The organism is Burkholderia sp. Ac-20345, assembly GCF_017104825.1.
GTDB classification, from domain to species: Bacteria; Pseudomonadota; Gammaproteobacteria; order Burkholderiales; family Burkholderiaceae; genus Burkholderia; species Burkholderia lata_B.
The window spans coordinates 15,307-41,390 of sequence record NZ_JAAGPO010000024.1 but is presented as its reverse complement, the minus strand read 5'-3'; the positions used below and the strand labels follow the sequence as shown (position 1 = coordinate 41,390).

26 protein-coding genes are annotated in these 26,084 nt (G+C 63.5%); 11 read left to right on the top strand and 15 right to left on the bottom strand.

The genetic code is table 11. The annotated features are described in order from the left end of the window. Positions 1 to 9: 9 nt before the first annotated feature. Positions 10 to 912, bottom strand: coding sequence for a hypothetical protein (locus tag G3O06_RS11835; RefSeq protein ID WP_241019822.1), 903 nt, complete (start codon positions 910 to 912; stop codon positions 10 to 12). Between the two features lie 504 nt (positions 913 to 1,416). Next, a complete protein-coding gene (locus G3O06_RS11830; protein WP_174970504.1) occupies positions 1,417 to 3,717 on the bottom strand; it encodes an NADP-dependent malic enzyme in 2,301 nt (766 codons plus the stop codon). Positions 3,718 to 3,853: 136 nt separating this feature from the next. Here G3O06_RS11830 and G3O06_RS11825 point away from each other — a divergent pair, with 136 nt between their 5' ends. Next, on the top strand, positions 3,854 to 4,825 hold the full coding sequence (locus G3O06_RS11825) for a LysR substrate-binding domain-containing protein (protein WP_174999620.1): 972 nt from the start codon (positions 3,854 to 3,856) through the stop codon (positions 4,823 to 4,825). A 111-nt stretch (positions 4,826 to 4,936) separates the two neighbouring features. Here the strand turns inward: G3O06_RS11825 and G3O06_RS11820 are convergent, their stop codons facing one another. Continuing rightward, positions 4,937 to 5,854, bottom strand: coding sequence for an AraC family transcriptional regulator (locus tag G3O06_RS11820; protein ID WP_205816130.1), 918 nt, complete (start codon positions 5,852 to 5,854; stop codon positions 4,937 to 4,939). Positions 5,855 to 6,106: 252 nt separating this feature from the next. On the opposite strand from G3O06_RS11820, the gene G3O06_RS11815 reads away from it, so the two are divergent. Next, positions 6,107 to 6,802: an alpha/beta hydrolase gene (locus G3O06_RS11815; RefSeq protein ID WP_205816129.1), complete on the top strand. Its 696-nt coding sequence runs from the start codon at positions 6,107 to 6,109 to the stop codon at positions 6,800 to 6,802. Positions 6,803 to 6,951: 149 nt separating this feature from the next. On the opposite strand, the gene G3O06_RS11810 is transcribed toward G3O06_RS11815, so the two are convergent. Then, positions 6,952 to 7,629 carry a hypothetical protein gene (locus tag G3O06_RS11810; protein ID WP_205816128.1) on the bottom strand — a complete coding sequence of 226 codons (678 nt, stop codon included), beginning with the start codon at positions 7,627 to 7,629 and terminating at the stop codon, positions 6,952 to 6,954. Positions 7,630 to 7,821: 192 nt separating this feature from the next. After that, positions 7,822 to 8,196: a VOC family protein gene (locus G3O06_RS11805; RefSeq protein WP_205816127.1), complete on the bottom strand. Its 375-nt coding sequence runs from the start codon at positions 8,194 to 8,196 to the stop codon at positions 7,822 to 7,824. Positions 8,197 to 8,434: 238 nt separating this feature from the next. Between G3O06_RS11805 and G3O06_RS11800 the strand changes: the two genes are divergently transcribed. Continuing rightward, positions 8,435 to 9,136: a hypothetical protein gene (locus tag G3O06_RS11800; protein ID WP_205816126.1), complete on the top strand. Its 702-nt coding sequence runs from the start codon at positions 8,435 to 8,437 to the stop codon at positions 9,134 to 9,136. A gap of 174 nt (positions 9,137 to 9,310) precedes the next feature. Here G3O06_RS11800 and G3O06_RS11795 read toward each other — a convergent pair whose 3' ends face one another. Further along, positions 9,311 to 10,225 carry an alpha/beta hydrolase gene (locus G3O06_RS11795; protein WP_205816157.1) on the bottom strand — a complete coding sequence of 305 codons (915 nt, stop codon included), beginning with the start codon at positions 10,223 to 10,225 and terminating at the stop codon, positions 9,311 to 9,313. An 87-nt stretch (positions 10,226 to 10,312) separates the two neighbouring features. Beyond that, a complete protein-coding gene (locus G3O06_RS11790) occupies positions 10,313 to 11,179 on the bottom strand; it encodes a helix-turn-helix transcriptional regulator (RefSeq protein WP_205816125.1) in 867 nt (288 codons plus the stop codon). Between the two features lie 267 nt (positions 11,180 to 11,446). On the opposite strand from G3O06_RS11790, the gene G3O06_RS11785 reads away from it, so the two are divergent. Then, entirely contained in the window at positions 11,447 to 11,905 is a 459-nt protein-coding gene (locus G3O06_RS11785) for a GNAT family N-acetyltransferase (RefSeq protein WP_205816124.1), read from the top strand. 78 nt (positions 11,906 to 11,983) lie between these two features. Here the strand turns inward: G3O06_RS11785 and G3O06_RS11780 are convergent, their stop codons facing one another. Beyond that, a complete protein-coding gene (locus G3O06_RS11780) occupies positions 11,984 to 12,250 on the bottom strand; it encodes a NucA/NucB deoxyribonuclease domain-containing protein (protein WP_346779508.1) in 267 nt (88 codons plus the stop codon). A gap of 492 nt (positions 12,251 to 12,742) precedes the next feature. Between G3O06_RS11780 and G3O06_RS11775 the strand changes: the two genes are divergently transcribed. Continuing rightward, positions 12,743 to 13,972 carry a peptidoglycan DD-metalloendopeptidase family protein gene (locus G3O06_RS11775; protein WP_205816156.1) on the top strand — a complete coding sequence of 410 codons (1,230 nt, stop codon included), beginning with the start codon at positions 12,743 to 12,745 and terminating at the stop codon, positions 13,970 to 13,972. Positions 13,973 to 14,033: 61 nt separating this feature from the next. Here G3O06_RS11775 and G3O06_RS11770 read toward each other — a convergent pair whose 3' ends face one another. Continuing rightward, complete coding sequence (locus tag G3O06_RS11770) at positions 14,034 to 14,444, bottom strand: GNAT family N-acetyltransferase (RefSeq protein ID WP_174970490.1); 411 nt, start codon at positions 14,442 to 14,444, stop codon at positions 14,034 to 14,036. Positions 14,445 to 14,946: 502 nt separating this feature from the next. On the opposite strand from G3O06_RS11770, the gene G3O06_RS11765 reads away from it, so the two are divergent. Next, positions 14,947 to 15,396 carry a hypothetical protein gene (locus tag G3O06_RS11765; protein ID WP_174979356.1) on the top strand — a complete coding sequence of 150 codons (450 nt, stop codon included), beginning with the start codon at positions 14,947 to 14,949 and terminating at the stop codon, positions 15,394 to 15,396. 367 nt (positions 15,397 to 15,763) lie between these two features. On the opposite strand, the gene G3O06_RS11760 is transcribed toward G3O06_RS11765, so the two are convergent. Beyond that, positions 15,764 to 16,891, bottom strand: coding sequence for an aminotransferase class V-fold PLP-dependent enzyme (locus G3O06_RS11760; protein ID WP_174970487.1), 1,128 nt, complete (start codon positions 16,889 to 16,891; stop codon positions 15,764 to 15,766). 277 nt (positions 16,892 to 17,168) lie between these two features. On the opposite strand from G3O06_RS11760, the gene G3O06_RS11755 reads away from it, so the two are divergent. Continuing rightward, a complete protein-coding gene (locus G3O06_RS11755; protein WP_205816123.1) occupies positions 17,169 to 18,350 on the top strand; it encodes a serine hydrolase domain-containing protein in 1,182 nt (393 codons plus the stop codon). A 103-nt stretch (positions 18,351 to 18,453) separates the two neighbouring features. Here G3O06_RS11755 and G3O06_RS11750 read toward each other — a convergent pair whose 3' ends face one another. The 4 genes from G3O06_RS11750 to G3O06_RS11735 all read right to left on the bottom strand — a co-directional run bounded on the left by G3O06_RS11750 (position 18,454) and on the right by G3O06_RS11735 (position 23,271). Then, on the bottom strand, positions 18,454 to 19,626 hold the full coding sequence (locus G3O06_RS11750) for an FAD-binding oxidoreductase (protein WP_205816122.1): 1,173 nt from the start codon (positions 19,624 to 19,626) through the stop codon (positions 18,454 to 18,456). A 195-nt stretch (positions 19,627 to 19,821) separates the two neighbouring features. Next, positions 19,822 to 20,973, bottom strand: coding sequence for a branched-chain amino acid ABC transporter substrate-binding protein (locus G3O06_RS11745; RefSeq protein ID WP_089443313.1), 1,152 nt, complete (start codon positions 20,971 to 20,973; stop codon positions 19,822 to 19,824). Positions 20,974 to 21,394: 421 nt separating this feature from the next. After that, positions 21,395 to 21,586: a CsbD family protein gene (locus G3O06_RS11740; RefSeq protein ID WP_205816121.1), complete on the bottom strand. Its 192-nt coding sequence runs from the start codon at positions 21,584 to 21,586 to the stop codon at positions 21,395 to 21,397. 140 nt (positions 21,587 to 21,726) lie between these two features. After that, positions 21,727 to 23,271, bottom strand: a complete 1,545-nt coding sequence (locus G3O06_RS11735) for a helix-turn-helix transcriptional regulator (RefSeq protein WP_205816120.1) — start codon at positions 23,269 to 23,271, stop codon at positions 21,727 to 21,729. Positions 23,272 to 23,663: 392 nt separating this feature from the next. Between G3O06_RS11735 and G3O06_RS11730 the strand changes: the two genes are divergently transcribed. From G3O06_RS11730 to G3O06_RS49665, 4 genes are read left to right on the top strand one after another with little or no spacing between them, the layout of a single operon-like run. Then, the gene (locus G3O06_RS11730) at positions 23,664 to 23,828 is read left to right on the top strand and encodes a hypothetical protein (protein ID WP_205816119.1); all 165 of its coding nucleotides are present in this window, start codon (positions 23,664 to 23,666) and stop codon (positions 23,826 to 23,828) included. Between the two features lie 55 nt (positions 23,829 to 23,883). Continuing rightward, entirely contained in the window at positions 23,884 to 24,234 is a 351-nt protein-coding gene (locus tag G3O06_RS11725; RefSeq protein ID WP_205816118.1) for a BON domain-containing protein, read from the top strand. A 56-nt stretch (positions 24,235 to 24,290) separates the two neighbouring features. Next, positions 24,291 to 24,488 (top strand): CsbD family protein, encoded by a 198-nt coding sequence (locus G3O06_RS11720; protein ID WP_085040850.1) that lies wholly within the window; start codon positions 24,291 to 24,293, stop codon positions 24,486 to 24,488. Between the two features lie 15 nt (positions 24,489 to 24,503). After that, positions 24,504 to 24,635 (top strand): hypothetical protein, encoded by a 132-nt coding sequence (locus G3O06_RS49665; RefSeq protein WP_277403709.1) that lies wholly within the window; start codon positions 24,504 to 24,506, stop codon positions 24,633 to 24,635. A 195-nt stretch (positions 24,636 to 24,830) separates the two neighbouring features. On the opposite strand, the gene G3O06_RS11715 is transcribed toward G3O06_RS49665, so the two are convergent. Then, positions 24,831 to 25,859 (bottom strand): DUF1338 domain-containing protein, encoded by a 1,029-nt coding sequence (locus G3O06_RS11715; protein WP_205816117.1) that lies wholly within the window; start codon positions 25,857 to 25,859, stop codon positions 24,831 to 24,833. Positions 25,860 to 26,084: the final 225 nt, after the last annotated feature.

Genomic DNA, 26,084 nt, shown 5'->3' with positions numbered 1-26,084 from the left:
GCTTTTCGCTTAGTTGGGCGCCTTGAGCGGAAGGATCGTTTGACGCAGCAGCTGGAAGTACGAGCTCGTCGAATACGGGAGCATTTGCTCGACGTAGTTCCACCAGAAGAATCCGCCGATGAAACGCGGATCGGTCATGCTGTTGACCATCGGGTAGTACGTCTTGATCAGGTTCTGCTGCACCGACGCCGGCGCGGAGGTATCCGAGGTACCGATTTCACCAAAGCCGACCTTCGCGTTCGGGAAGATGCTTTCCAGCGCCGCGAAATCGTTCTTCCACGACGGATTCAGCCCCGGGCAATCCTGGTACGGGTAGTAGCTGAACAGCGCGTAGTCGGCTTGCTGGCGGACCGTCGACGACAGGAAGGTGGTCGGCCACGTCTTCCAGTAATCCTGCGGCTTCTCCCAGCAGTTGTTGCCCTTGCTGTCGTCGTTGTAGTACAGCGTGATGGCCGTCTTGCCGCCGTTCGATTTGACGATCTGGTTGGCTGCCGCAACCATCTGGCCGATCTGCTGCTCTTGCGAGTTGACCACGCTGTTCGTGCCGCTCGGGTTGTTACGCAGCCATTCGCCGTTGATTTCGTTCGCGATCTCCCAGACGTCGACGGTGTTCTTCAGCTGCGACACCAGTTCCTGCGTGCGTGCCTGATACGTGGCGAGATCCGTAGGGAAATAGTAAGAATCGTAGACTTCGCCCATCACGTACGCGACTGCGTGCAGGCGCAGCAGCGGTGCGTAGTAGTCGGCGGCCGACGTACCCGGATCGAACACGACACGCACGGTGGGCTTGTACGGCAGGTTCTGCAACGACGCGACGATTGCGTCCAGTTTGGTCAGGTCGTCGAGGGTCACACCGTAGACGGGATTCTTCAGAGGTTCGACCTGAGCCTTCGCGGATTGGGACAAGGGCATGAGCCCGGCATATGCAACGCATGCGGCGATGGCCGTGCGCGAGAGATTTTTCGTCAGTTTAATCAAAACGATTCCCGTCATAAAGTAAGAAGAAGCGCGATTTTAGACGAAAATAAAAGCTAATTATCGGATGATATCGAAAGTATCGAGCCCCAAAACATTGTTAGGATTGGTATCAATAGTGAGGGCTGCGGGGCGTCGCAACGAGGCAATTATTACGTGATACTGATCAAATCGATTGCTTCGCTGCATCGGGGCGGGACGTCGGTGCGGGTGTTCGAGGTATCCGGTTCAGGGTAAAGCCGAGGTCCGGGTGGCTGCAGGCAAACGATTGCCGAAGTCCGAAGCTGGCCGTAGCCAGCCTCGTCAGACAAGCACGCCAACGCGACAGGAACAGCCAGCGAAACCAGCGCTCGCCAGGCGACCGGATAGCGGAACCCGCCGCACCTGGGAATCCGCTATCCGTCGCCTCGCGGAGCCGCGACCGCTCCTTCCGCTGCCTGCTCAGGCAGACGCGCTGCGATTCGCCTCGATCACCGTCAACGCCGCCATGTTCACGATCCGCCGCACGGTCGCACTCGACGTGAGAATGTTCACCGGCGCGTTGACGCCCAGCAGGAACGGCCCCACCGCCACGTTGCTGCCCGCTTCGGTCTTGAGCAGGTTGTACGCGATGTTCCCCGCATCCACGTTCGGGCAAACGAGCAGGTTGGCAGCCCCCTTGAGCGGCGACATCGGCAGCAGCCTCGACCGCAAGCCCTCGTCGAGCGCGCAGTCGCCATGCATCTCGCCGTCCGCTTCGATATCCGGCGCGTGCTCGCGGACGATCTCCAGCGCCCGGCGCATCTTCACGCCCGAAGCCGCACTCCCCGACCCGAAGTTCGACCGCGACAGCAACGCCGCCTTCGGCGTCAGGTTCAGCCATTCCATCTGACGAGCCGCGGCAATCGTGAATTCCGCAATCTGCTCCGCGTCGGGATTGTCGTTGACGTGCGTATCCACCAGCGCGACCGTCCGCTGGTCGAGCAACAGGATGTTCATCGCCGCATAGGTGGAAGCACCCGGCTTCTTCCCGATCACCTCGTCGACGAAACGCAGGTGGTTGTGATACTCGCCCACCGTCCCGCAGATCATCCCGTCCGCATCGCCGAGCCGCACCATCATTGCGCCGATCAGCGTCAGGCGCCGCCGCATCTCGACCCGCGCCATTTCCTTCGAGATGCCATCCCGGCACCGCAGTTCCCAATACGTCGTCCAGTACTGCGGGAACCGCTCGTCATACTCGGGGTTCGTCACCTCGACATCCTGGCCGAGCCGGATCCGCAGGCCGAATCGCTCGATGCGCGCCAGCAGCACCTCCGGGCGCCCGACCAGGATCGGACGCGCCAGCTTCTCGTCGACGATCACCTGCACCGCGCGGAGCACGCGCTCGTCCTCGCCTTCGGTAAAGACGATCCGCGCCTTGCCGCCGTCGCGCACCAGCCGGCGCGCCGTCGCGAACAAAGGCTTCATGAACGCGCCGGAATGGTAGACGAATTGCTGCAGTTGCTCGACGTACGCGTCGAGATCGGTCAGCGGACGCTTCGCCACGCCGCCCTCCATCGCCGCCTTGGCCACGGCCGGTGCGATACGCACGATCAGGCGCGGGTCGAACGGCTTCGGAATCAGGTATTGCGCGCCGAACGCCACGTCATACGCACCATAGGCGGCCGCGACGACTTCGTTCTGCTCTTCCTCGGCCAGCCCCGCGATCGCGTGAACCGCGGCGATCTCCATTTCACGGGTGATCGTCGTCGCGCCCACGTCCAGCGCGCCGCGGAAGATGTACGGGAAGCAAAGGACGTTGTTGACCTGGTTCGGGTAGTCCGAGCGGCCCGTCGCGATGACGACGTCGTCGCGCGTCGCATGCGCCAGTTCCGGGAAAATTTCCGGCGTGGGATTGGCCAGCGCGAGAATCAGCGGGCGCGGCGCCATCGCCTTCAGCATGTCGGCGGTCAGGATGCCGCCGACCGACAGGCCCAGGAACACGTCCGCGCCGCCGATGACTTCGGCCAGCTTGCGCGCATCGGTTTCCTGCGCAAAGCGCGACTTCGCCGGGTCCATCAGCGTCGTGCGGCCGCGATAGACGACGCCTTCGATGTCGGTCACCCAGACGTTTTCAACCGGCAGCCCGAGGTCGACCAGCAGGTCCAGGCAGGCCAGTGCGGCCGCCCCGGCTCCCGACGTCACGACCTTCACTTCCGAGATCGACTTCCCGACGACCTTCAGCCCGTTGATGAACGCGGCGGAAACGGTGATCGCGGTGCCGTGCTGGTCGTCGTGGAAGACGGGAATCTTCATGCGTTCGCGCAGCTTCTGCTCGACCGTGAAGCACTCGGGCGCCTTGATGTCCTCGAGGTTGATGCCGCCGAAGGTCGGCTCGAGACCGGCAATGATGTCGACCAGCTTGTCCGGATCGGTTTCGTTGATCTCGATGTCGAAGACGTCGATCCCCGCGAACTTCTTGAAGAGGACGGCCTTGCCTTCCATGACCGGCTTGGACGCGAGCGGGCCGATGTTGCCCAGGCCCAGCACGGCCGTACCGTTCGTGATCACGCCCACCAGGTTGCCGCGGCTCGTGAAACGGTGCGCCTGCAGCGGATCGGCGGCGATGGCCTCGCACACGCTCGCCACGCCCGGCGTGTAGGCCAGCGCGAGATCGCGCTGGGTCACGAGCGGCTTGCTGGCGACGACCGAGATCTTTCCCGGGGTAGGAAATTCGTGATAGTCGAAGGCTGCCTGCTGCTGCGTCTCAGTCTGTTTCATGTTTTTCGATCCGGGCATGGGCGCCAGGCCAGTCCCGGCGCGATCCATGAAGGGGATTCTAGGGATCCGCCATAAGGTGCCGATTCTGTTTTAATATCGGCCCATCACCTTTTCATGATGCATACGTGACCAGTCAATGACTTTTGACGCAAACGACGTGGTCAGGCGGCTGGGCGCGCGTCTGAAGATGCGGCACCTGGTGTTGTTGCTGCAGATCCAGCAGCACGGATCGCTGACGCGCGTCGCGGAGCACATGGCCAGCAGCCAGCCGGCCGTGACCAACGCCCTCTCCGAGCTGGAGAGCATGTTCGGCACGCCGCTTTTCGAGCGCTCGTCGCGCGGCATGCGGCCCACCGCGCTCGGCGCGGTCGTGCTCGAGCGGGCGAAGGCGATGCTCAAGGATCTCGACCACCTCGCCCGCGAGATGGAGGCCGTCGCCGCCGGGCATGCGGCGCACCTGCACATCGGCGTGATTCCGTTCATTTCCGGCCAGATGCTGTCGGCGGCGCTCAAGCGGCTGCAAGCGCGCATGGAGCGGCGCCTGACCGTGACGATTCACGAAGGCACCAGCGATCAGCTCCTGCTGCAGCTCCGGGACCACAGCGTCGACATCGTGATCGGGCGGGCGTCGTCGGCGATCGACCTGGGCCAGGTCTCCTTCGAGGTGCTGTACCAGCAGCAGCCCCGCATGATCGCGAGCCGGCGTCTTGCCGCGAAACTGGCCCGCACCGCGCTCGACTGGCACAAGCTGCACGCGCTCGACTGGATTCTCGGCGCACCGCATACGCCGATGCGCGAACAGGTGACCGACCTGTTCCTGTCGGCCGGCATCGCGCCGCCCGTTCCGATCGTCGAAAGTTACTCGTCCAAGCTGATTGGCGAAATGATCGCGTCGAGCGACGAGGCCGTATCGATCGTGCCCGCCGATATCGCGGAAGAACTGGTGCGGATCGCCGGTGTGGCGATCGTGCCTTACTCGCTGGTGTGGACGCTTCCACCTATCGCGCTGTTCACTCGCGCGGCCGATTCGCGCTCGCCCGCACGGGATCTGCTCGTGGAGGCGCTGCGCGAGGTGTGCAGGGAGACTTACGGGGACGCGCAGCGATAGGGGCATTCCGGCTGAATGCCAACCAGCGCAATAAACATGAAAAGCGCGTTGCCATCCGTAAAACCGGCACTGGCCCTGACCATCGGTTCCTGTTCGATTACCGGACCTCGTTTACTGCTCCGCATGACCGGATTCCGCAGCGTACTTGTCACGATAGTCCGACGGCGACATGCCGTAACGTCGCCGGAAAACTCGCCCGAATGCAGCCTGTGTCGCATATCCCGCTTGCTCGGCGATCTTCGAAATGCGAAGCGTCGACGAAGCAAGCAGGTGCGCGGCGAGGTCCATGCGCCAATTCACGAGATAGCGCATGGGCGTCTCGCCCATGACATCGACGAATTTCTGGGAAAACGCAGAGCGCGACTGCCCCACGCGCCCGGCAAGCTCCGGGACACGCCATTCGTAGCCGGGATCGGCATGCAACAGCGACAGCGCCTGATTCACCGCGGGGTCGGCCAGCGCAGCGGCCCAGCCTCGCTTGGCCGGATCGCCGCTTGCCATGTGACACCTGATCAGCCAGATGAACATCAGCTCCGCCGTCTTCGACAGCATGACTTCGCTTCCCACCGTGGGCGCCTGAAGTTCGAGATCGATGGCGCCGATCGTTGTCGGGATCCATTGGGCTGAAGGCCCGGAACCAGCTTCGGCCTGTTCGCATCCCCGCACGGTCATGACGTCCGGCAGACCACGGGCGAGAATGTCGCCACCGACGCCGTCAAACGTGAGTGCGATGGTAATGATCCTCACGCCGGCCGAGCGCGGACCTCCAGGTGCAGCCGCATGCGGCTGCACGTCGATACGATGACGCTGCCCTTTCATCAGGGCACCCACATCGCCGGACTCGAGCACGACGACCTCCCCGCTTTCGTTCACCACCAGTCGGCATGCGCCCTGTTGAACAGCATGGATGAACACGTTACTGCCTTCGAGCACACTCGGTGCCACGACGCCCGGACACGTCAATACGCTCACCCGACCGCGCACGCGCGCACGGGCATAAATCTCGGAGAACACATCTGGCGAATGCATCGAACGTCCTTGCCATATGGAGTGGGGTTTCTCGCGCTTCGTGGCGTCTCGGCATAATCTTCGGCGTTTTGGCCGTAGATCCGATGGATGCGCCATTCGATAATTTCAGCCGGCATCGCCCGTCGCCCGCTCCATCGAACGAGCAGTCCGGCTGATGCGCGCTTGCCAAATATCAGCAGTCCGAACGCACAGCATGTCACGAATCGTCTCAAGACATTCGAACATTCGATCTCTAAACTGAGGAGCATCTCGATGAACACCACGCCGACAATCTTGCTCGTCCATGGCTTCTGGGGCGGTGCCGCGCATTGGGCCAAGGTCATTGTCGAACTGAGCCGAAAAGGTCATCGGTCGATTCACGCCGTCGAACTTCCGTTGACGTCCCTGGCCGATGACGTCAATCGCACGCGGAAAATGATCGCCCAAATTCAAGGCCCCGTTCTGCTCGTCGGGCATTCATACGGCGGGGCCGTCATTACCGAGGCCGGTAGCGCGGACAACGTCGCGGGGCTTGTCTACATCGCCGCCTTCGCGCCGGACGCCGGCGAAAGCCCCGGCGCAATTACGCAGCAGCATCCGCCGGCCGCGGCAGCCAACCTCGCGCCGGACAGCGACGGCTATCTGTGGGTCAAAGCGGATAAATTCCACGAGAGCTTTTGCCAGGACCTCGGCGACGACGACGGGCTCGTCATGGCCGTCACGCAAAAGGCTCCGCTGGCAAGCACCTTCGGCGACGCAATCACGTCGCCGGCGTGGAAGGTCAAACCGTCGTGGTATCAGATCTCCAGAGACGATCGGATGATCGCTCCGGAGAATCAACAGCGCATGTCCGCGAGAATCAATCCGCGAAAGGTGATTACGCTGCCGGCCAGTCACGCGTCGCTCGCGTCGCATCCCGTCGAAGTGGCCGCGCTGATCGACGAAGCGGCGGCGAACGCTACTCGCTGACGCGCTTCATTTACAGTCGTGCGATGCCCCCGGGCGTATGCGCCGCGGGGGCGCAGCTTCGCTTTCGGCAATTTGACGCAGGGGGCCGCTCGAGTTGCTCCGGTCCGACGAAGCCCGTCGCCGGCTTCTTGTACACGTGTGTGCGCAGGCTACTTGCTCGCGGCGAGGCGCCGCATGATTTCCGCACGCTCGGCGCTCAGTACATGATCCGAGCTGTCGCCGCGCTCATAGCGCCTGGTCGTCCGGTAGGAAAACCGCTTCCTGTACTGGCTGGTTGCGGGATCGAACACCCACGCATCGACTTCGAAGAAGTGCTTGCCGAAATGATCCTCGTTGTCGGCCCACACGAAGTCCGCCCGAACGAACACCGGATAGGGCGACACGTCCGGCACCTTCCACATCGCGCGGTCAGCGGACTCCGTCTGGGTGACTTCCGGCATCAGGTTTTCGATCTTGCCGTTCGCGCCATAACGCAAGATCGCCACGCGCTCCAGCATCCCGCTGCCGCCACCCGAGAACATCCCCGAGAAGAACACCCAGGAACCGCCGGACGCAATCGGCAATCGTTCGGATCGTGGCATCAGTCCGAACTGGTAAAACTCCTTCGGCGAATTGGGAAGCGGCGCAGGCGGCATCTGGAAGCACGGCGCACGCTCGGGAAGCACGCAGAGTTTCGCGCCGGATAGCGGGAGGCCGTCGCTATCCGTCCGGCCCTCCGCCTGGGTGAAACGCGGAAATGCCAGTTCGCTGGAAGCGGCTTGAGCCGCCGCGATGCCAACGACTGACATGCTCAGGATCACTCCGAGCGCTTTACAGAACCCGCGCATGCACCTGGCCCCTTCTCTCATGTTGTGATCGCCGCGAATTGTCGATGATCCGGCCGCGTCTGTCGAATGAACGGTTGCGGCGGGCCATGCGCGGATATGGAGCCCGTCGACGCGGTTCGCGAGATAGCGCGGGTTCTTCAGTGCGCGAGATGGACGCCCCATTGATGGCCGCGTTCCACACGCTTGCGCAGATCACCCCTCCGCCTGATGACAAACCACCTCGATATTGTGTCCATCCGGCCCGATGACAAACGCCGCGTAGTAATTCGCGTGGTAATGCGGCCGCAGCCCCGGCGCGCCATTGTCTTTCCCGCCTGCCTCCAGCGCCGCGTGATAGAACGCCTCGACTTGCTGCCGGCTATCGGCCACGAACGCGATGTGAAGATGCGCCGGTTTCTCCGCCGTCTGGAACAGGCACAACGAAGGCTTGCCCGGCGGAGAAATCTCTATGCCGTACGAAGGCTCGCCCTCCCCCTGCACCACGACGCCAAGCGGTTCAAGTGCGCTCAGGAAAAACGCCTTGCTGGCTGCAAAGTCGCTCACGCCGAATTTGACATGGTCAAACATGACTCCCCCTCGGATAGATGGGTCTGCCGGCCCCCGGATGGATTGTGCAAATCACCGCGATGTTGCCACACGTAGCCGTCGCCGGCACACCCGTGCGCGACCCAACAAAAAAAGCCCGACACAGTCGGGCCAACGAGCGAGATACAAGGAGACATCCCGCTCACCCCTCATCGAGCGGTCACACCGTGCTACCTGACGTCATCATGATCCTGGCGATAACCGGCAATCGCGCACGGTGTTGCGGCGGATCGTCAATCGACAGGTTTGTCCGAAAGGATTCGGAAAGTACCGCTACTGCGAAACGGGCGCGCCGGATGACCCGTCCGCCGGCATGGTCGGCAAAGGCATTGCCGCGCTGTTCGACCCGTTGTTCGCTCCACCGCCCGTTGCACCTGCCGAATTCGTGGTGCCCGTTTGTCCACGTCGGCCACGGTGCGCGCCACGCGTGACCGGAGGCGCGCTCGCGGCAACCGGCTGTATCGGCGGATGCGCGATGTACTGGAAGTTTTCGTTGATCGCGCTATTGCCCGTGTCGTATGACCGGTGCACGAATACGCTGCTGGTCACGGGCTCGCTGGCTTGCGCGAACGCAGGCGGCATGGTGGACATCGTCGCGGCCGCCGCCGCGCTCAACGCGGCGATCCGCACGAGCGAGGCGGTATCGCGGACTGTCGGGCGTGCTGACACGCTACGTTTCCTCCAATGTGCATCCGGTCGGCGATCGTTCGGCCACCAGTGGCGCCCGCCCGAAAAATTGGCCCGCACCGGAAAGCGCGGGCCAAGCCGAGAACACAACAACACCTTGGGGGGGTATCAAGGCGAGACCAGTCTAGCCCGAGTCGCCGGACAGAAAATTTCAGGCCAAATTACAGCTATTACTCCATATAACGAGGCATCGGTCGCGGTTGCGTGCGGCCAAGTGGTGACACATCGCCCGTGAGCCGGCCGGTGTAACCGCGCGGCTCCGCGTGTCGTATGCCAGCGTCGCTTCAGGCTGTCGGACCGACGCGGTCGCGCATCACCTTTCCACTTGCGAGGCAAACGCAGTCACCTTCAAAACCGGTGGCGACTTTCATACAAGCGGAGAACACCGCCAACGCGTCAACATGCCCGATCAACGCACACCGGACAGATGCAACCTGAACCATTCCGCCGCCGCCTGACTGGTTGCGTCGAAGTGCTCGATATACGGTGTGAAATGTCCGCCCTTGATCATGAGCAGCCGCTTCGGCTCCAGCGCGTTTCCCCACGCCTTGAGGCACAGGTCGGTTGGCGTCACCAGGTCCTGGTCGGCCACGATCATCAGTAACGGGGTGGGCGAGATGCGTTCGACATACTGGCCCGGCTCGTTCTCGCGCAACATCTCTGCGCTGCGCAGCGTCACTTCGTTTTTCCAGTTCGGCGCGAACTGCGCCGCCGACTCCGTGAAGAACCGGTACGCTTCCGCACCGGCCATCGCACAGGCCACCACGGGATCGACACTGACTGCCGGCAACATCGCCGGCGGACCGCCCGCGAATCGCTGCCTGCGATCTTCGTCGAAGCGGGCCAGCATCGCCGGCACCAGATCGGAGCGCGTACGGCGCAACGCCGACTGATACCCGCTGATCGTCGGCACCTGCGACACCACGCATTTGACACGCCGGTCGATCACCGCGACTTCGAGCACGTGGCCGCCGCTGTAGCTCGAGCCCCAGATGCCGATGCGTTCGGCGTCGACGTCCGGGCGTGTGAGCAGATAGCTGATCGCATCGCGATAGCCGCGCTTCTGTTGCACGGGGTCGATCTCCTGACGCGGGTACCCGTCGCTCGCGCCGAAATTCCGGTGATCGTAGAGCAGCACGCCAAAGCCGCTGGCGGCGAACACCTCGGCGTAACGGTCCAGATATTGTTCCTTCACGCCGGAGAAGCCGTGCGCCATCACGATGGCCGGATACGTCGGCGTATCGGCGATGCGCCGCGCCGGCTCGTAGTACCAGCCACGCAGCGTGGCGGCTTCGGACAGGAATTCGATGTCGTGTCGCGTCATGTCGGCTTGCCTCGTTCGGTCAGTGGGTTCGATGACCGACACGATAAGGGCACGCGCCACGCCCGGCATGTGCTGGAAAGACGTTTGCTACGCGGAATCGGACAGTTTGGCGTAAGCGCTGGGCGTCATGCCGGAAAACCGGCGAAACACGGTCGAGAAGGCACTCGTGGTTTCGTAGCCGAGTTCGGCCGCGACGGCGATCACCGAGCGTCCCGACGCCAGCAGCGGACGCGCAGCCGAAATCCGGGCCTGCTGGCGCCACTGGCTGAACGACAGGCCGGTTTCAGCGGCGAACAGCCGGGCCAGTGTCCGGCTCGATGCGCCGACTTCATGGGCCCATTCCGTCAGCGTTCGCTGATCGGCCGGATTCGCCAGCATCGCGTCGCAGACTCGGGCAAGACGCCGGTCCTGGCCGGACGGCAGCCGCAAGGGTTGCTCGGCGGACCATTCGATTTCGGCCAGCATGAGCTGGATGACGAGATCGTCGCGTCCGTCGGGACTGACTTCGACCGGGAAAGACGACGCGCGCACGATCAACTCGCGCAGCAGCGGCGAAACGTTGACCAGGCTTGGCTGATTCGGGGTTGCCGATCGGTACGCTTGCGGGTCGACATAAGCGGTGCGCATTTCGAGCTGCCCGTGGGCGCGCATTGCGTGCGGCAGGTCGGGCGGAATCCAGAGTGCGCGATGCGGCGGAATCATCCAGAGCGACTGGCAGGCGATGACTTCGGCGATGCCCGTCGTGGTGTAGACGAGTTGTGCCCGCGGGTGACGGTGCTCTGCGACGACGAAGCCGTCGGGGAATGCTTTCGGCATGACGGCCGCGATACCGGGTGCATGCTGGTAGTCGTGCGGGTCGGTGCTCTTTGCGACGGGTGCGATACCGGCCCGCTTCGGATCTGCCGCCGCGTTCTGCCCGATCGCTTTACCGTGGCCGCGCCCTTCGCCCTTCATCGCTCGTCCTCTCGTTTGTGCGGAATCGCCAGTTCGTGCGATCCCGGCGAGTCGGACAGATGATACGGGAATGTCGAGTCCCGGGAATCCCGGAATGAAGCTGCGAATCGGTAACGAGATCTCGCTGCTGATTCGCTGTACCGCAGACTCGGTACGTGCGTTGATCTTCGAATCTCGCCAATTTCAGCGCAGTCTGCGCAATCTTGGAAGTTCGATTCCGTGCTGCTATCGTTGTGCACCTTTTGAAGATTTCGGAGCGGGAGATACATGCCCTTGATCTTGCGTCGCGCGATTGCGGCCGATGCCGCAGAGGTGGCCGAAGTCTATCTACAGTCGCGCAATACGCTGGCCTCCTATGCGCCGCTCGCGCACGCCGAATCCGCCGTCCGCGATTGGGTTGCCAACATACTTGTGCCGTCGGGCAACGTTACCGTTGCCGTGAACGATCAGCGCATCGTCGGTATGGCCGCACACGTTGTCACGGATGGCGTGGCCTGGCTTGACCAGTTGTATGTGTGCCCCGAATTCAAGCGACGAGGGATTGGTTCCTCCCTCCTGGAATCGGTGAAGTCGCAGACGGTCGGCAGGCTCCAGCTCTATACGTTCCAGATGAATCGCGATGCCGCTGCGTTTTATGAGCGGCATGGGTTCGTTGCGATTGCGTACAGCGACGGAAGCAGGAACGAGGAAGGGTGTCCTGACGTCTTGTACTGCTTGACACGGTAGCGCACGAAACGCCTGTATGCCGTGGTTCGAAGGATGCCTGCGAACCACGGCAAAAATACGGCTTTCGTCGCCCGTGACTCAACGTTTTTCTGCAGGCTGCGAAGAACCGACGTCGACATAAAACACCTCCTGGTCGAGCACGCGCTGGTTCAAATAGAAATTTCCGAGGAAAGCGCCTGCGCGTCGATTATCGCTCGCATCGATACGCTTGACCGATACTTCCGGGTCACTTGATGCGCCCTGCTCGGCAGACGCAAGCGGATACTCGCCGCAATCGCAATCGGTCGGCGTTTCGTCCGAATCGCCGGTGAATGTGCACTGGCCAGTGACCGGGCCGAATTTCACGACGCATTGAGCCTTGGAATCGGTCCGGTTGGCCCGCCGCAATGCTGCGTCGCGCGTGCGTGTCAGCGACCTTGCTTCTAAGGCCGGAAAGATTGTCCCATCGCCCCTCGGTACGAACCTGCGGGGATGCCCAGCGGCTTGCGCCTCGCGTATATGGATCGCGGATTCGTCGACGTCGGGATTTCACATGCGCTCTTCAGGTTGCGGTTGTTGGTACGTTCTCTTTGCCATTCGCGAACATTGATGGATGGCGAGAGTGTTGCACTTCAGATTTGAGTGTCGCCCCCGCACGGTGATTCCAGATCAATCGACTCTGGTTTCCCGAGTAGTCAAATAACTTTGAAACTATCGCATCAACAATTTCATCTGAATCAGCCAATTTAAAAACGCATCAAGATATATTCCATTTTCCTTGCAATGAATGGCGAATGATGTAGGCTTGCTGGCGCCGTCGTGAACTTCTTGAAAATCCTCTCAGTGGTGCATTTAACTATGCGCAATTTATTAGATCGTTCTGCATCGAATTCGATTCAATACTTCATTGGAATCCTGCTGATTGCAGCCAGCCTTGCCGAAATCGCTCATGCGGCGCCAATCGAGACGTCGTTGCAACGCTCGATCGGGCAGGCGCTTGAATCCCGATCGGGCAGGACGTTGACGCTGCCGGCCCGGTCGGACGACAACCTGGTCGAGGCAATAAAAACCGACGACGTTTCCGGATGGGTATTTGGCACTGCGACGCAAATCCTGCGCGAAGATGAATCCGCCGATCCCGTCACGAAGCTGTTCATTGCGCGCAACGTGAATGGCCGATGGATCTCAGGTGTGGAAGGCAGCAGCAAGTTTGCAGAATTGCTCGATGCGGCGCCACCCACGCTGCTCGCGGCCGACGAGCGGAAAAATCTGGCGTCGAAACGCGCATCGCTTGCACCGCGGTCGGCTGCATTGCCGCAACCGGGCCTTGCGTTGCCGTGGGAACCGAATGCCGGGTGGTATTGGACGGGCGGTGCACACGGCTGGTCCGGACAAAGCAGGCCGTATAACTCCCTCGATTTCTCAGGTGGCAACGGCCGCGTGCTGGCGGCGCGAGACGGCTATCTTTACAAGAGCTGCGAGCGCGACGGCAGCGCCATCGTGAAGGTGGTTCACGACAATGGCTATACGACGACTTATTACCACATGGTCCAGCTGACGTCGCTGAACAGCGGTACGCGTGTCCGTCAGGGGGAATATCTCGGCAGCGTCGGAAACGGCCTGCCATGCGGCGGACAAACGACGGGGCCGCATGTTCACTTTTCATTGAGCAAGGATGGCAATGACGTGTCCGTCAATGGCATGACGATCGGCGGCTGGCAATTCTTCGAGGGCACCTCGCCGTATTCCGGATACGCGGTTCGCAATCAGCGACGCGTCTCCCCGCAGGCATGGCTGGTCAACTACGGGAGCGCGGATTCCGGCGATCCGTCCACGCCCGTCAGCGCGCGTGTACAGGCACCGGGTCAGGCGAATCTGCGCAGCGCGCCTTCATTGTCGGCGCCGATCGTCGGTTCGCTCGAGAATGGGCGCACCGTGCAGCTCGCTTGCCACAAGTACGGCGACTCCGTGAATGGCAACTGGGGCGCCACACGGCTTTGGTATCGACTCGACTCGAATCAATGGATCTCAGACGGATTCGTCTATACCGGCAGCAACGACCCTGTGGTGCCGGAATGCGTGAATTAGCGCGGGCGCACCGGCGTACGCCGGGCCGCCGCACCGCGACAGGGAATACGACGCCTCAACGTTACGTGATGCGCAGAAACATCCCCGCCTTCTCGGGCAATACCGAAGGTTGAAAACCGTAGCGCTCGTAGAACTTCGGTGTGCCGTGATCCGCCATCAGGCTGACATAGGCGGTCGGCGGCGCATTTTCGTGAACGTAGCGCATGAGTGCGCGCATGATCAGGTCGCCCAAGCCCTTCTTCTGGTGCGCCGGCAATACCGCGATATCCACGATCTCGAAGAAACAGCCGCCGTCGCCGATGACCCGGCCAATTCCGACCGGGGCGCCATCGCCGTAAGCCACGACGCTGAACAGGCCATTCCTCAACCCGATCGCCGCGGCCCGCTCCGACTTCCTGCTCAACCCCGCGGCAAGACGAATGTCGATGTAGTCGGATACCGACGGGACTTCCTGTCGAACAACGTATTCCATGCGAACCCTTCAGGTTGGCCGTGTCGATGGAGATCGATCTCGCGGCGCACGGGTACAGCGAACACAAAACCCGAGCGCGTGCGTCGAACCAGGCAATGAAGCTGGCGACGCGGCAGGCCCGGGGGCATACCTGCCCACCATCATGGAACGGGCAGCGTGTCGAGGTCGGACATCGTGCTCGTCCCACAGGTTACAAAAACCTGATTCACCCCTTAATCGATGAATGCACTGCATTCTACACAATTTGTCCAATAGATTACCAAAACGAAATAATTACACCAGGAATGTAAATTATTACAACCAACCAGGAATATTAATAACAAATGAATAAAAGAGAATTAATATATGACGATTCTCATCTTGCGTTCGGATAGCACACATATAGAATCAAGCTGCCGAATCGATTCACCTTGAGTCAATCGGCAGCCCAATCATGACAAGGCCGGTTGTTTTCATTCTTTAATTGGGTTACCAATCAACCAATAGAAAGCTGGAGATAAACATGAGCACGCAAGTCGCATACTCCGAAAAAGACGTCGTCACCGTCTCCGAAAAGGAAGCAAAAGAAGGCTTGGTCGGCAGCAATCCGTTTCAATACGACGGACAACGCGTCAAATCAAGCATCAGCCCTGTCATCTACCTCGTTATCAATGGTTTACGCCAGGCGATTCCGGATTCGATTACATACGACAATTTGTTCCCGTCCTGGAGCGGCGTCAAGCAAAGCGATTATCTGATCGACCAAATCCCTGCCAGCATTCCGCTGACCAACGAAGCCGGACTCTATCGAGGCGCAAAGTCGTCTTCATCGATTTGGTTGGTGACCAATGGCGTGAAGCGCTTGATTCCGGACCAAGCCACATTCGATAATTTCTACTTTGATCCCAAGAAGGTCAAGAGCATTGACGATGGCATTCTTGGCCAGATTCCTCAAGGAGAAAACATCGGTTAATTGCTCGGCGATGGGCCCCAGGCGTCAGAAGTGTCCGGCCGTAAAAAAGGCGACTTAGAGCGACTGCCTGGACGCGGATCGTGGCGGTTGTCGTGCGGCTCCGCGCGGCCTGCCGGACCGAGTAGCGAGTATCACCGGGGACGGGGAGCGCAAGCGGTGTCGCATGCTCCCCGTCCCCTCTCTGCACAACTGTTTGTTACGGAATGCGCGCCGGCTGAGCGCGCTCTTCTGCGGGATAGATTGCGCGCTTGTCGCTCGACAGGGGAACCCCGTATTCGTAAGCGAGCGCGGCTAGCGTGTAGTCCCCGGGCGCCATTGGCGCACGACGCGGCGCTCATCCTCAGCTCCGGGGCTTCGCGCGGTCGACCTAGAGAATCCGCTCCAGCGCGTCCGCAAACCGCGCAACCGCCCCATCGACATCATGCAGCTTGTCGAGACCGAACAACCCAAGCCGGAACGTCTTGAAATCCTCCGGCTCGTCGCACTGCAACGGAACGCCGGCCGCGATCTGCAAACCAACGTCTGCAAACTTCTTCCCGGTTCGAATCCCGTCGTCGTCCGTATAGCTGACCACGACACCCGGCGCCTCGAACCCTTCCGCCGCGACACTCCGGAATCCCTTTTCAGCCAGCAACGCACGAATACGCTCGCCGAGCTCGAGTTGCTCCGCCTTCACCTTGTCGAAGCCGTACGCCTCGGTTTCCTTCATCACGTCGCGCAGCGTCGTGAGGCTGTCCGTGGGCATCGTCGCGTGGTACGCGAACCCGCCGCCCTCATAGGCCTCCATGATCTGCAACCACTTGCGCAGATCGCACGCGAAGCTGGTGCTGGTCGTGCCATCGATGCGTTCGCGGGCAAGCTCGCTGAGCATGACCATCGCGCAGCACGGCGACGCGCTCCAGCCCTTCTGCGGCGCGCTGATCAGGATATCGACGCCGCTGGCCTGCATGTCGACCCACACCGTGCCGGACGCGATGCAATCCAGCACGAACATGCCGCCGACCGCATGCACGGCGTCGGCCACCGCGCGCAGATACCCATCGGGCAACATCATCCCGGACGCGGTTTCGACGTGCGGCGCAAAGACCAGATCCGGCTTGTGTTCCTTGATCGCGGCGACCACTTCGTCGATCGGGGCCGGCGCATACGCGGCCTGCCTTCCTGCTTCGACCGGGCGCGCCTTCAGCACCGTCGTTTCGGACGGAATGCTGCCCATGTCGAAAATCTGCGACCAGCGGAAGCTGAACCAGCCGTTGCGGATGACGAGGCACTTCTTGTTCGTTGCAAACTGCCGCGCGACGGCTTCCATGCCGAACGTCCCGCTGCCGGGGACGATCACGACGGACTTCGCGTTGTAGACTTTCTTCAGCGTGCCGGAGATGTCGCGCATGACGCCCTGAAAGCGCTGCGACATATGGTTGACCGAGCGATCGGTGTACACCACCGAATATTCGAGGAGCCCCTCGCGGTCAACATCGGGAAGTAATCCTGGCATGCTCGCCTCCGGTGAAAGATGAACGATGGAATCCGGGCGCGCAGCGCCTGCGACTCGATACTGCTCTGCACCAATGCAACTGCGTCATTTCCTCGACGAAAGCAGATTCTAACGAACGCCGCCGGCCGATTGGGGCATATTTTGTCCGCAATCCGGTTCGATGCGCGTCAGCGCCGGCCAGTGGGGCGCACGTAGCCCTGTTCCGTGTAAGGGTTAACGACGCGTGCGGCACGCAGCCCATAACATGTCGACCAGACTCTTCACGACGGAACCTTCGATGACCTCCTCTTCCGCTTCGTCACTGCAGCCGTCTACCGATCCCGCGCTCGCCGAGCGCATCGATGCGGTCCTGTCCCGCCAGCTCGACACGCAACGCCTCGTCGGCGTGGTCGTCCTGGTCGCACGCGACGGTGAACTCGTCTATCGCCGCGCGGCCGGGTTCGCCGACCGCGAAGCACGCACGCCGATGCGCGAGGACACGCTGTTCAGGCTCGCGTCGGTGACGAAGCCGATCGTCTCGGCGGCCGCCATGGCGCTCGTCGCACAGCACAAGCTGTCGCTCGACGACGACGTCACGCGCTGGCTGCCCGAGTTCCGTCCGGCGCTGCGTGACGGCAGCGTGCCGGTGATCAAGGTGCGCCACCTGCTCACGCATACCGCCGGCCTCGGCTATCGCTTCGCGGAAGCCGACGCGACCTGCGCATATGCGCGCGCGGGCGTCTCCGACGGGCTCGATGGGGCATCGATCACGCTCGCCGAAAACATGCGCAGGATCGCGAGCGTGCCGTTGCAGTACGCGCCCGGCACCGGCTGGAACTATTCGCTCTCGATCGACGTGGTCGGCGCGGTGATCGAGGCCGCCAGCGGGCTGCCGCTTGCCGATGCGGTCGATACGCTCGTGCTCCGCCCGCTCGGCACGCGCGACACGGGATTCGTCGCACGCGATTCCGCGCGGCTCGCGACGCCTTACGTCAACGACACGCCGCAGCCGCACCGGCTCGCCGAAAACGAAACCGTGCCCATCTTCGAAGGCACCGTCGGCGTGACGTACTCGCCGTCGCGCGCGCTCAATGCCGATGCATTCGCATCGGGCGGCGCCGGGATGGTCGGCACCGCCGGCGACGTACTGAACGTGCTGGACACGCTGCGGGCAGGCGGCGGCACGGTATTGCCGGCCGACCTGGTCGACGAGATGGGCCGCGTCCACACCGGCAACCTCGAGTTGCCCGACCTGCCCGGTGCGGGTTACGGGATCGGGTTTTCCGTGTTGCGCGACCCGCGCGCGGCGCTGTCGTCGGAGTCCCCGGGCACGTGGCGCTGGGGCGGTGTCTACGGTCATTCGTGGTTCGTCGACCGCGCACGCGGGCTCACCGTCGTGTCGCTGTCGAACACGCTCTACGAAGGGATGAACGGCCCGTACACGCTCGATCTGCGCGACGCGATCTACGGTGTCGGCTGACACGCGCAATTGCACGCGCAACAAAAAAAGCCCGACACAGTCGGGCCAATGAGGTGAGACACAAGGAGAATCCCGCCCACCACACCGGGCGGGTTACGCCGCGCTACACGACGTTCTTTTCGACGATCGGCCGGTTTTCCAGCACGCGCGCCCAGCCGAGCGTCGACAGGTCGAGCGTGTCATAACGCCCGCCCAGAATGAGTTCACTGACCCCGCGCCCCGTCGCCGGCCCTTGCTGCAGCCCGTGGCCGCTGTAGCCGTTCGCGAACACGACGTTGTCGAGTTCCGGGTGATACCCGATGATCGCGTTGTGGTCGAACACGTTGTACTCGTAGTACCCGGACCAGCAGTTCTCCACCCGCAGCGCCTCGAATTCCGGCACGCGATTCGCGAGCGTCGGCCAGATCACCTCGTCGAACAGGTCGTGGTCGACTTCGTCGAGCGGCAGGTCGTCCGGGTCGCGGTCCGGGCTCGGCGACGTCCCGCAGATATACGTGCGCCCTTCCGGCCGGAAATACACCCCCGTCGGATCGATCAGCAGCGGGCAATCCGTGAGCTTCGCCGGCGACGACACGTTGAAGATGCTGCGGCGCCGCGCATACACCGGGATGTCGATGCCCATCAGCGACGACAGCGTGCGCGTCCACGCCCCTGCCGCGTTGACGAGCGTGTCGCACGCATAGCGTTCGCCATCGGCCGTGACCACCTGCGTCACCTTGCGGCCGTCGCGCACCACCTCCTTCACATCGGACGGCACATAGCGCGCACCCAGCGCCTGCGCCTTCTTGCGCAGCGCCTGCACGAGCCCGTAGCCGTCGAACCAGCCTTCGCCGCTCACGCCATACGCGCCCGACACGAGATCGTCGACGTTCAGCCACGGAAACTTCGCGCGCAGCGCATCGCGATCCATCAGCCGGATATCCGCGCCGAGGCTCGTCTGCAGCGCATGGTTCTCGCGCAGCGTCGCGTCGCCGGCCGGCGTCGCGAGGAACAGGTAGCCGCCTTCGTGCAGGTCGATCGACGGCTGATGGCCGTCCACTTCCAGGCGTTCGCCGATCGTGCGCAGGAAGTCGATACCGAACAGCGACATCTCGATCGACAGCGGCGTCGAGAACTGCTGGCGAATCGACGCGGCCGACAACGCCGACGACGATCGCGCATAGGTGGGGTCGCGCTCGATGACGGTCACGGATACCGTGGGATCGGTGGCGCGCAGGAAATAGGCGATCGAGCTGCCGATCACACCACCGCCGACGATGACGACTTGAGAACTCACGACTGACTCCAGTTGCACATGTTGGGCGCGGCCAGCCGGCCCCGCCCGTAGGTTGTTCGTGCCGCGTCACGCGCGGCGTCGCGCGGGCGGACTCGTGCGGCTGCCACACCGGCGTGCGCCGCGATCGCAACCGATCGCTGATGGCATTTCAGCACGTCCGGCATCGCCGCGAAAGTCCGCGCGCGCCTGTTGCGTTCAATCCGCCGATTTCGTCGTGACGGGCTGCCACGCGGCGTTCTTCACCTCATACAGCGTCGAGCTCGGGTTCTTCAGGTCGCCCGTGTTCGTGAACGCGATCGTGCCCGTAATGCCGTCGTAGCGCGTGCCCTTCAGCGCGCCGTTGAAATCGGCCGGCTTCGTCGAGTTCGCCTTCTGCATCGCGTTGATCGCGATCCACGTCGCGTCGTACGCGAACGGCGCGTACGCGAGCATGTCGATGCCGTACTTCTGCTTGAATTTCGTTTCGAACTCCTTGCCCTTCGCGAGACGCGCCAGCGGCTGCCCGTATTCCCACACGGACGCGCCTTCCGCCGCATTGCCCGCCAGCTTGATGAAGTTCGCGTTCATCACGCCGCCGCCCGCGAGAAACTGCGCGCGGATGCCGAGCTGGCGCATGCGCTTCACGAGCATCGCGGCCTGCGCGTCGAGGCCGCCGAAGAACACGAGATCGGCATTGGTGCTCTTGATCTTCGTGAGCTGCGCGCTGAAGTCCACCGCCTTGTCGTTCGTGAATTCGCGCGCGACGATCGTGCCGCCGTTCGCCTTCACGGACTTCTCGAATTCGTCGGCTTCGCCCTGGCCGAACGCGGTGCGATCGTCGATGATCGCGATGCGCTTCGCCTTGGTCACGCTCGCCGCATAGGCGCCTGCGTTGCCGGCGTTCTGCGTGTCGGTCGCGATCACGCGGTACACGGTGCCGAGCCCGGCGCGCGTGATGTCGGGATTGGTCGCCGACGGCGTGATCATCGGAATGCCCGCCTTCGCGTAGATCTTCGATGCGGGCAGCGTCGTGCCCGAGTTGAAGTGGCCGATCACGACGGCCACCTGCGCGTCGGCGAGCTGCTGCGCGGCCTGCACGCCGGTGCGCGGATCGCTCTGGTCGTCCTGCGACGCGACGACGAACTTCACGGGCTTGCCGCCCACCGTCGTATGCGCGGCGTTCGCTTCATCGACGGCCATGCGCACGCCGTTCTCGATGTCCTTGCCGTAGGCGGCGCCGCCGCCCGTCAGCGGGCCGGCCACGCCGACCTTGACGACCGTCTCCTGCGCGTGAACCGCGCCCGTCTGGAGCGCGAGGATCGCGGCGGTCAATGCGACGCCGGAAAGCGAACGAATGCGGAACGTCATGACAATCCTTGTTCTGGGGGCCGGGATGCAACGCGCGATCGCCGCGCGTCGGCAACCTCCCGCGTGCCGGTCATCTCGTCCGCCGCCGGGGCGTCATGCAATGCCCGCAAACCGGCCGGTCGATCGCCGCGGCTCCGTCTCCGAAGAGCCTTTCATCGCGAAAGAGGTGAATGGATTGTGGGTAGCCAATACCCGTCCAGCAAACGAAATATCGGAACTATGTTGTGAGGATTTATCATCAAGTTCCGCGTTCGCCGCCGGCCCGCGGCCCGCGCATCGGTGAGCCGTGGGTGGATCGTTGCCGCGTGAAGCCGCGCCGGCGCCCGTCCATCAAGGCCGGCCGTGGTCATGCCGGCGGCGCATCATCGTTGCGATGACGGCCCGACCGGCCATCGCGGCGCCGGCGGCGCCGCGTCATCGGTCAGTGCCGATCGGTGCCCGCCTGCTTGCGCACCGCATCGGCTGCCTCGCCGGCCTGCTCCTGCATCTTGCCCGCCTCCTGTTCGGCGACGCCTTCCGCTTCCGTCTTGCGGTCGCCCGTCACCTTGCCGAGCGCTTCCTTGACCGAACCCTTGACCTGCTTGAGCTTGCCTTCGATGCGATTCCTGTCCATGGTCGTCTCCTGCGATGGTTGGGGAGAGCCGGCGACGTGACGGCCAGCGCCGCACCGCCGAGTGGACAGCATCGCAAGCGGGCGCCGCGCGCGGCAGATGCGGATGCACCAGCGCATCTGGTGCATTCGTACCGACGATGTCAGTCCTTGCCCTTCGCGCCGCCCTTCTCGCCGCGCGCGCCGTTCGCTTCGGCCGCGCCGACGATCCCGCGTTCGCGCGCCCACACGATCGCCTCGCCGCGGCTGTGCACGTCGAGCTTCGCGTAGATCGTCGCGACGTGATTGCGCACGGTGTTCGGCGCGAGCCCGAGGCGGCCGGCGATCTCCTTGTCTGCCAGGCCATGGCACAGCAGGTCGAACACGTCGCGCTCGCGCGCGGTCAGGTCCGACAGTTGAGCGCCCGCGTCCGGCGCATTCGCGCGCCGCACGTTCGCGAGCTTCTCGATCAGCGTGCGGCTGAACCACGACGCATCCTGCATCGCCGTTTCGATCGCATAGACAAGCTCCATCTCGGTTCGCTTGCGATCGCTGATGTCGAGCAGCGCGACGAGCAGGCAGTCGCGCCCGTGAATCGCGACGGGGTCGGCCGACACGACGCAATCGCGCACGTCGCCTTCGCGCGTGCGGATCTGCACGTCGGCATTGCGCACGTTGCCGTCGCGCGCGAGCCGGCCTTCGATGCGCGGCCACGCGCCGCGTTCGGCCCACAGCCCGATCTCGTCCGCGGATTTGCCGAGCAGGTCGTCCTGCGCATGGCCCGTCATCGCGGCGAACGCACCGTTCACGTCGAGCAATTCGAAGCGGTCGGCAGTGACGATCGCGGTGGCGACCGGCGCCATCCGGAACGCCGTCGCGAAGCGTTCCTCGCTCTGCCGCAGCGCGCGCTCGGCCTGCTTGCGCGGCTCGAGATCCATGAACGTGAACAGCATGCACGCCTCGTCGTTCATGTCGATCGGCTGCCCGGCGACGACCACCGCCTTCGCGCTGCCGTCCGCGAGTTTCAGCACGGCCTCCATCTGCGGAATCGTTGCGCCTTCGCCAAGCCGCTCGATCGCGAGTTCGCGCCGCTCGGCCTGTTCGAGCACGTCGATCTCGTACACCGAGCGGCCGAGCACGTCGTCGCGCGCGTGGCCGGTCATGTCCAGAAAGCCCTGGTTGACCTTCACGTAGCGCAGGTCGTCGAGCCGGCAGATCACGGCCGGCGCCGGGTTTGCGTTGAAGGTGCGCTCGAAGCGCTCCTCGGCGCTCGCCCATTCGGTCGCGTCGTGCAGCACGAGCGCGAGGCAGTCGGGTTCGCCGGCCGCGTTCGTCAGCACGAGGCTGCGGATGCGATGAACCCAGCTCACGGTTTCGTCGGCGGCCGATTCGACTTCGACCGTCACGTCGCTGAACTCCTCGCCCGCGATCACGCGATCCATCGGATAGTGGCCGTCGCGCACCGGATGGTTGTTCCGGTAGCGCAGCCGGAAGCGCTCGCGGTAATCGGTGACGGTCGCGCCGAGCGCCTTCAGCTCGGTCACGCCGTGCATCGCGAGCGCGGCTTCGTTCGCCCACACGATCCGCTGGTCGGGCTCGACCAGGATCACGCCCTCGGTGAGCCCCGCGATGATCTGGTGCAGCTGGCGCCGGTCGGTATGCGACTTCAGCGCCTGCTCGTTTGCCTGTTCGTTGACCTGTTCGTTCATCGAATGGTTGTCCCTGTCGTCAGCATGACCGCCGGCCCCGTTGCCGCTTCGTCGACACGCGCCGGCCGGCGCGTGTGGCGATGATCGCGTGCCGCACCGGTGCGCGACAGGCGCGAATGCACTATCCGGCATAGTACATTCGCACGGCACGCGCTATCGTTCGACACCCCGCCGATCCGCCATGCATCCGGCTGGCCCGCCATTCCACGCCGCGCGTGCGATGGCTACGCGCCGCGCCACTCCCCCGCCCGTCTCCCGCCCTTCACGACGCCCCGTGCAAACGCACTAGCCGATCAGGTGAATTTGCGCGATGTCCGCACACGTTCGCCCCGGTACGCTGGTCCTGCATCGGTGCTCATGCGCTGCCTTCCGAACCGCAGAGGAGAAGCACGATGAAGCTGCATCAGACACCCGATTCGACGCGGCCCGAACCGCCTCCGGACAGCCCGCCCGAACCGCCGCCCGGCACCGATCCGCCGGTTCCGCTGCCGCCCGACATGCCGCGCCCCGATATGCCGCCGCGCGAGCCCGGCTACGACACGCCGATCGTCAGGTGATGCGCGGCGCGGTTCGCATTCATCGATTCATCACGCCAAGCGAAGGAGAACACCCATGAACAAGACCCGCCACCTTTCGACGCTGCTCGCCGTCAGCGCGGCTTTCCTGCTAAGTGCCGCGCCGCTCACGAACGCGGTTGCGCAGGACGCATCGACCGGCAACGGCATGAAGACCGAATCGAACCAGCCCGTCACCGACACGTGGATCACGACCAAGGTAAAGGGCCGACTGGCCACCGTCGACGGCCTGAAGAGCGTCGACATCAGCGTGAAGACGGTCGACGGCGTCGTCACGCTCGCGGGCGTGCTGCCGACCAAGATCGCCGTGAAGAAGGCGATCGCCGTGTCGCGCGCGGTCAAGGGCGTGAAGCACGTCGACGCATCCGGCCTGAAGGCGAAGGCCTGACCTCCCGGCGCGGCACGCCGCCGCGCCTTTTATCCCTGCACGACAAGGAGCACAGCATGAACGAGGACAAGATCAAGGGCCAGTGGAAGCAGCTCGCCGGCAAGCTGAAAGCCAAGTGGGGCAAGCTGACCGACGACGACCTGAAGGTGGCCGACGGCAATCGCGAGTATCTGGCCGGCAAGATCCAGGAGCGTTACGGGATCGCCCGCGACGCGGCCGAGAAGCAGTTGAAGGAATTCGACCGCGAGCTGTGATGCGATAGCGCATCAATGCAACCACCGCGGCGCCGACGGCGTCGCGGCCACCAGGACAACGACATGGGCAAATACCTGATCGCCTGGCTGCTCGGCGTGCCGGTCGGGCTGCTGGTGCTGTTCTATCTGATCACGCACATCTTCTGACGGCGCGGCGCGCGCCAGCCGCCTTCCTGTCTCCCCATCTCACCGACGACCGTGACGCCGTGATCCGGCGTTCGCCCGGTCGCACGCATTCCGCTCTGCATGACGGGCCGCCCAACGCAAATCGGGCAGGACGCGTGTGCGTCCTGCCCGATCGGCTCACTTCTTCCGAAAGCGGTACGCCCCGCTTTCGCTGCGTTACTTCGCCGCGTTCGCCGTCATCTTGAAGATGCCCTGCGCGTTACCCGCATCGAAACGCAGGTCGGTCACCCAGCGGCGCGCCGCCTGGTCGAACGTGCGCTTGCGCGTGATGAACTCGTAGAACGAACCCGGCACGTTGCGCTTCACCATGCCGCCGTCGCGCGTGCGGAATTCGCGCTCGACGGTATCCGCGCGATACGCGGTCTGGAACACGCGGCCCGAGCGCGAACGCTCGACTTCCGGCTTCATCGGCCGGCCCTTCGCCTTCTCGTCGTCGGACAGCTTGAACACGTCGGCGACGCGGTCGGTCGCATGGTTGAACGCATTGCCTTCGGTCGAGATCCACGCCATTTCCGCCGATTCCAGCAGCAGCGTTTCGTAGTCGAGCTCGTTCGGCAGGTCGTGCTGGCGCGCGAACGCGCCGACGATCTCCGGCAGCAGCGCGTGCGCGGCCTCCAGCGACAGCCAGCCTTCGCGCTCGACTTCCCACAGCAACGCGACAGCCGCCGGCGACAGCGGATCGCGCGACGTGCTCACGACGTTCGTCACGGCCTGCTGGAATTCCTTCGAGAAACGTTCCGGATGCAGTTCGCTGACGAAGAACTGCGCGATTTCGTCCGGCGCGTCTTCATGCGCATACGCGCGGCCCGTCATGCCGAGCTTGTCGAGCGGGTAGCGGCCGTTCAGGCGGAAGCCGAGCGGACGCAGGATGCGCGTGAACGCGGCCTCGCCCGGCGGCAGCGCGCCCGTGTTCGGCCAGCGCACCGTGCGCAGCGCGCCGTGGTCGAAATAGACCGAGCCGCCGCTTTCAATCGCGTCGGCCGTATACGCACGGCCGTTCGCCGACCGTTCGAGCAGCCCTTCGAACAGCGCCATGTTCATCGCCTGCGCGATTTCCGCGCGCGTCACGACGCCGTCTTCCCATTCTTCGAGGATGGCCGGCATGTTCAGGGTCGAGAACAGGGCGTCGGTCTTCGCCTGTCCCAGCAGCTTCGTCAGCAAGCTCTCGATATTCGGATTGCGCATCAGGATTCTCGTCTCGGGGGACCGCCGGCAAACGTGCCGGCAACTCGTCGGCCGGCCGCCCCACGGGCGCCTGACCTTGCGTGGGGAGCATTATTCAAAGGGTTGCAGCCGGGCGTAAAGCGAGATTAAATTGATATGTGATGAGTTTTTGGAATTATTGACTGTCCCTGGCTCCGCTCGCCGGCCCGCACCGGGCAGGCCCGTTCGTCAGACGAATCGAACATC

Coding starts and splice junctions, on each gene's coding strand:
- G3O06_RS11835 (WP_241019822.1), bottom strand. CDS start 912: ATGCCCTTGTCCCAATCCGCGAAGGCTCAGGTCGAACCTCTGAAGAAT.
- G3O06_RS11740 (WP_205816121.1), bottom strand. CDS start 21,586: ATGGACAGGAATCGCATCGAAGGCAAGCTCAAGCAGGTCAAGGGTTCG.
- G3O06_RS11830 (WP_174970504.1), bottom strand. CDS start 3,717: ATGAAACAGACTGAGACGCAGCAGCAGGCAGCCTTCGACTATCACGAA.
- G3O06_RS11760 (WP_174970487.1), bottom strand. CDS start 16,891: ATGCCAGGATTACTTCCCGATGTTGACCGCGAGGGGCTCCTCGAATAT.
- G3O06_RS11785 (WP_205816124.1), top strand. CDS start 11,447: ATGCCCTTGATCTTGCGTCGCGCGATTGCGGCCGATGCCGCAGAGGTG.
- G3O06_RS49665 (WP_277403709.1), top strand. CDS start 24,504: ATGCAACCACCGCGGCGCCGACGGCGTCGCGGCCACCAGGACAACGAC.
- G3O06_RS11825 (WP_174999620.1), top strand. CDS start 3,854: ATGACTTTTGACGCAAACGACGTGGTCAGGCGGCTGGGCGCGCGTCTG.
- G3O06_RS11745 (WP_089443313.1), bottom strand. CDS start 20,973: ATGACGTTCCGCATTCGTTCGCTTTCCGGCGTCGCATTGACCGCCGCG.
- G3O06_RS11805 (WP_205816127.1), bottom strand. CDS start 8,196: ATGTTTGACCATGTCAAATTCGGCGTGAGCGACTTTGCAGCCAGCAAG.
- G3O06_RS11725 (WP_205816118.1), top strand. CDS start 23,884: ATGAACAAGACCCGCCACCTTTCGACGCTGCTCGCCGTCAGCGCGGCT.
- G3O06_RS11765 (WP_174979356.1), top strand. CDS start 14,947: ATGAGCACGCAAGTCGCATACTCCGAAAAAGACGTCGTCACCGTCTCC.
- G3O06_RS11810 (WP_205816128.1), bottom strand. CDS start 7,629: ATGCGCGGGTTCTGTAAAGCGCTCGGAGTGATCCTGAGCATGTCAGTC.
- G3O06_RS11730 (WP_205816119.1), top strand. CDS start 23,664: ATGAAGCTGCATCAGACACCCGATTCGACGCGGCCCGAACCGCCTCCG.
- G3O06_RS11770 (WP_174970490.1), bottom strand. CDS start 14,444: ATGGAATACGTTGTTCGACAGGAAGTCCCGTCGGTATCCGACTACATC.
- G3O06_RS11775 (WP_205816156.1), top strand. CDS start 12,743: ATGCGCAATTTATTAGATCGTTCTGCATCGAATTCGATTCAATACTTC.
- G3O06_RS11715 (WP_205816117.1), bottom strand. CDS start 25,859: ATGCGCAATCCGAATATCGAGAGCTTGCTGACGAAGCTGCTGGGACAG.
- G3O06_RS11815 (WP_205816129.1), top strand. CDS start 6,107: ATGAACACCACGCCGACAATCTTGCTCGTCCATGGCTTCTGGGGCGGT.
- G3O06_RS11720 (WP_085040850.1), top strand. CDS start 24,291: ATGAACGAGGACAAGATCAAGGGCCAGTGGAAGCAGCTCGCCGGCAAG.
- G3O06_RS11795 (WP_205816157.1), bottom strand. CDS start 10,225: ATGACGCGACACGACATCGAATTCCTGTCCGAAGCCGCCACGCTGCGT.
- G3O06_RS11755 (WP_205816123.1), top strand. CDS start 17,169: ATGACCTCCTCTTCCGCTTCGTCACTGCAGCCGTCTACCGATCCCGCG.
- G3O06_RS11735 (WP_205816120.1), bottom strand. CDS start 23,271: ATGAACGAACAGGTCAACGAACAGGCAAACGAGCAGGCGCTGAAGTCG.
- G3O06_RS11820 (WP_205816130.1), bottom strand. CDS start 5,854: ATGCATTCGCCAGATGTGTTCTCCGAGATTTATGCCCGTGCGCGCGTG.
- G3O06_RS11790 (WP_205816125.1), bottom strand. CDS start 11,179: ATGAAGGGCGAAGGGCGCGGCCACGGTAAAGCGATCGGGCAGAACGCG.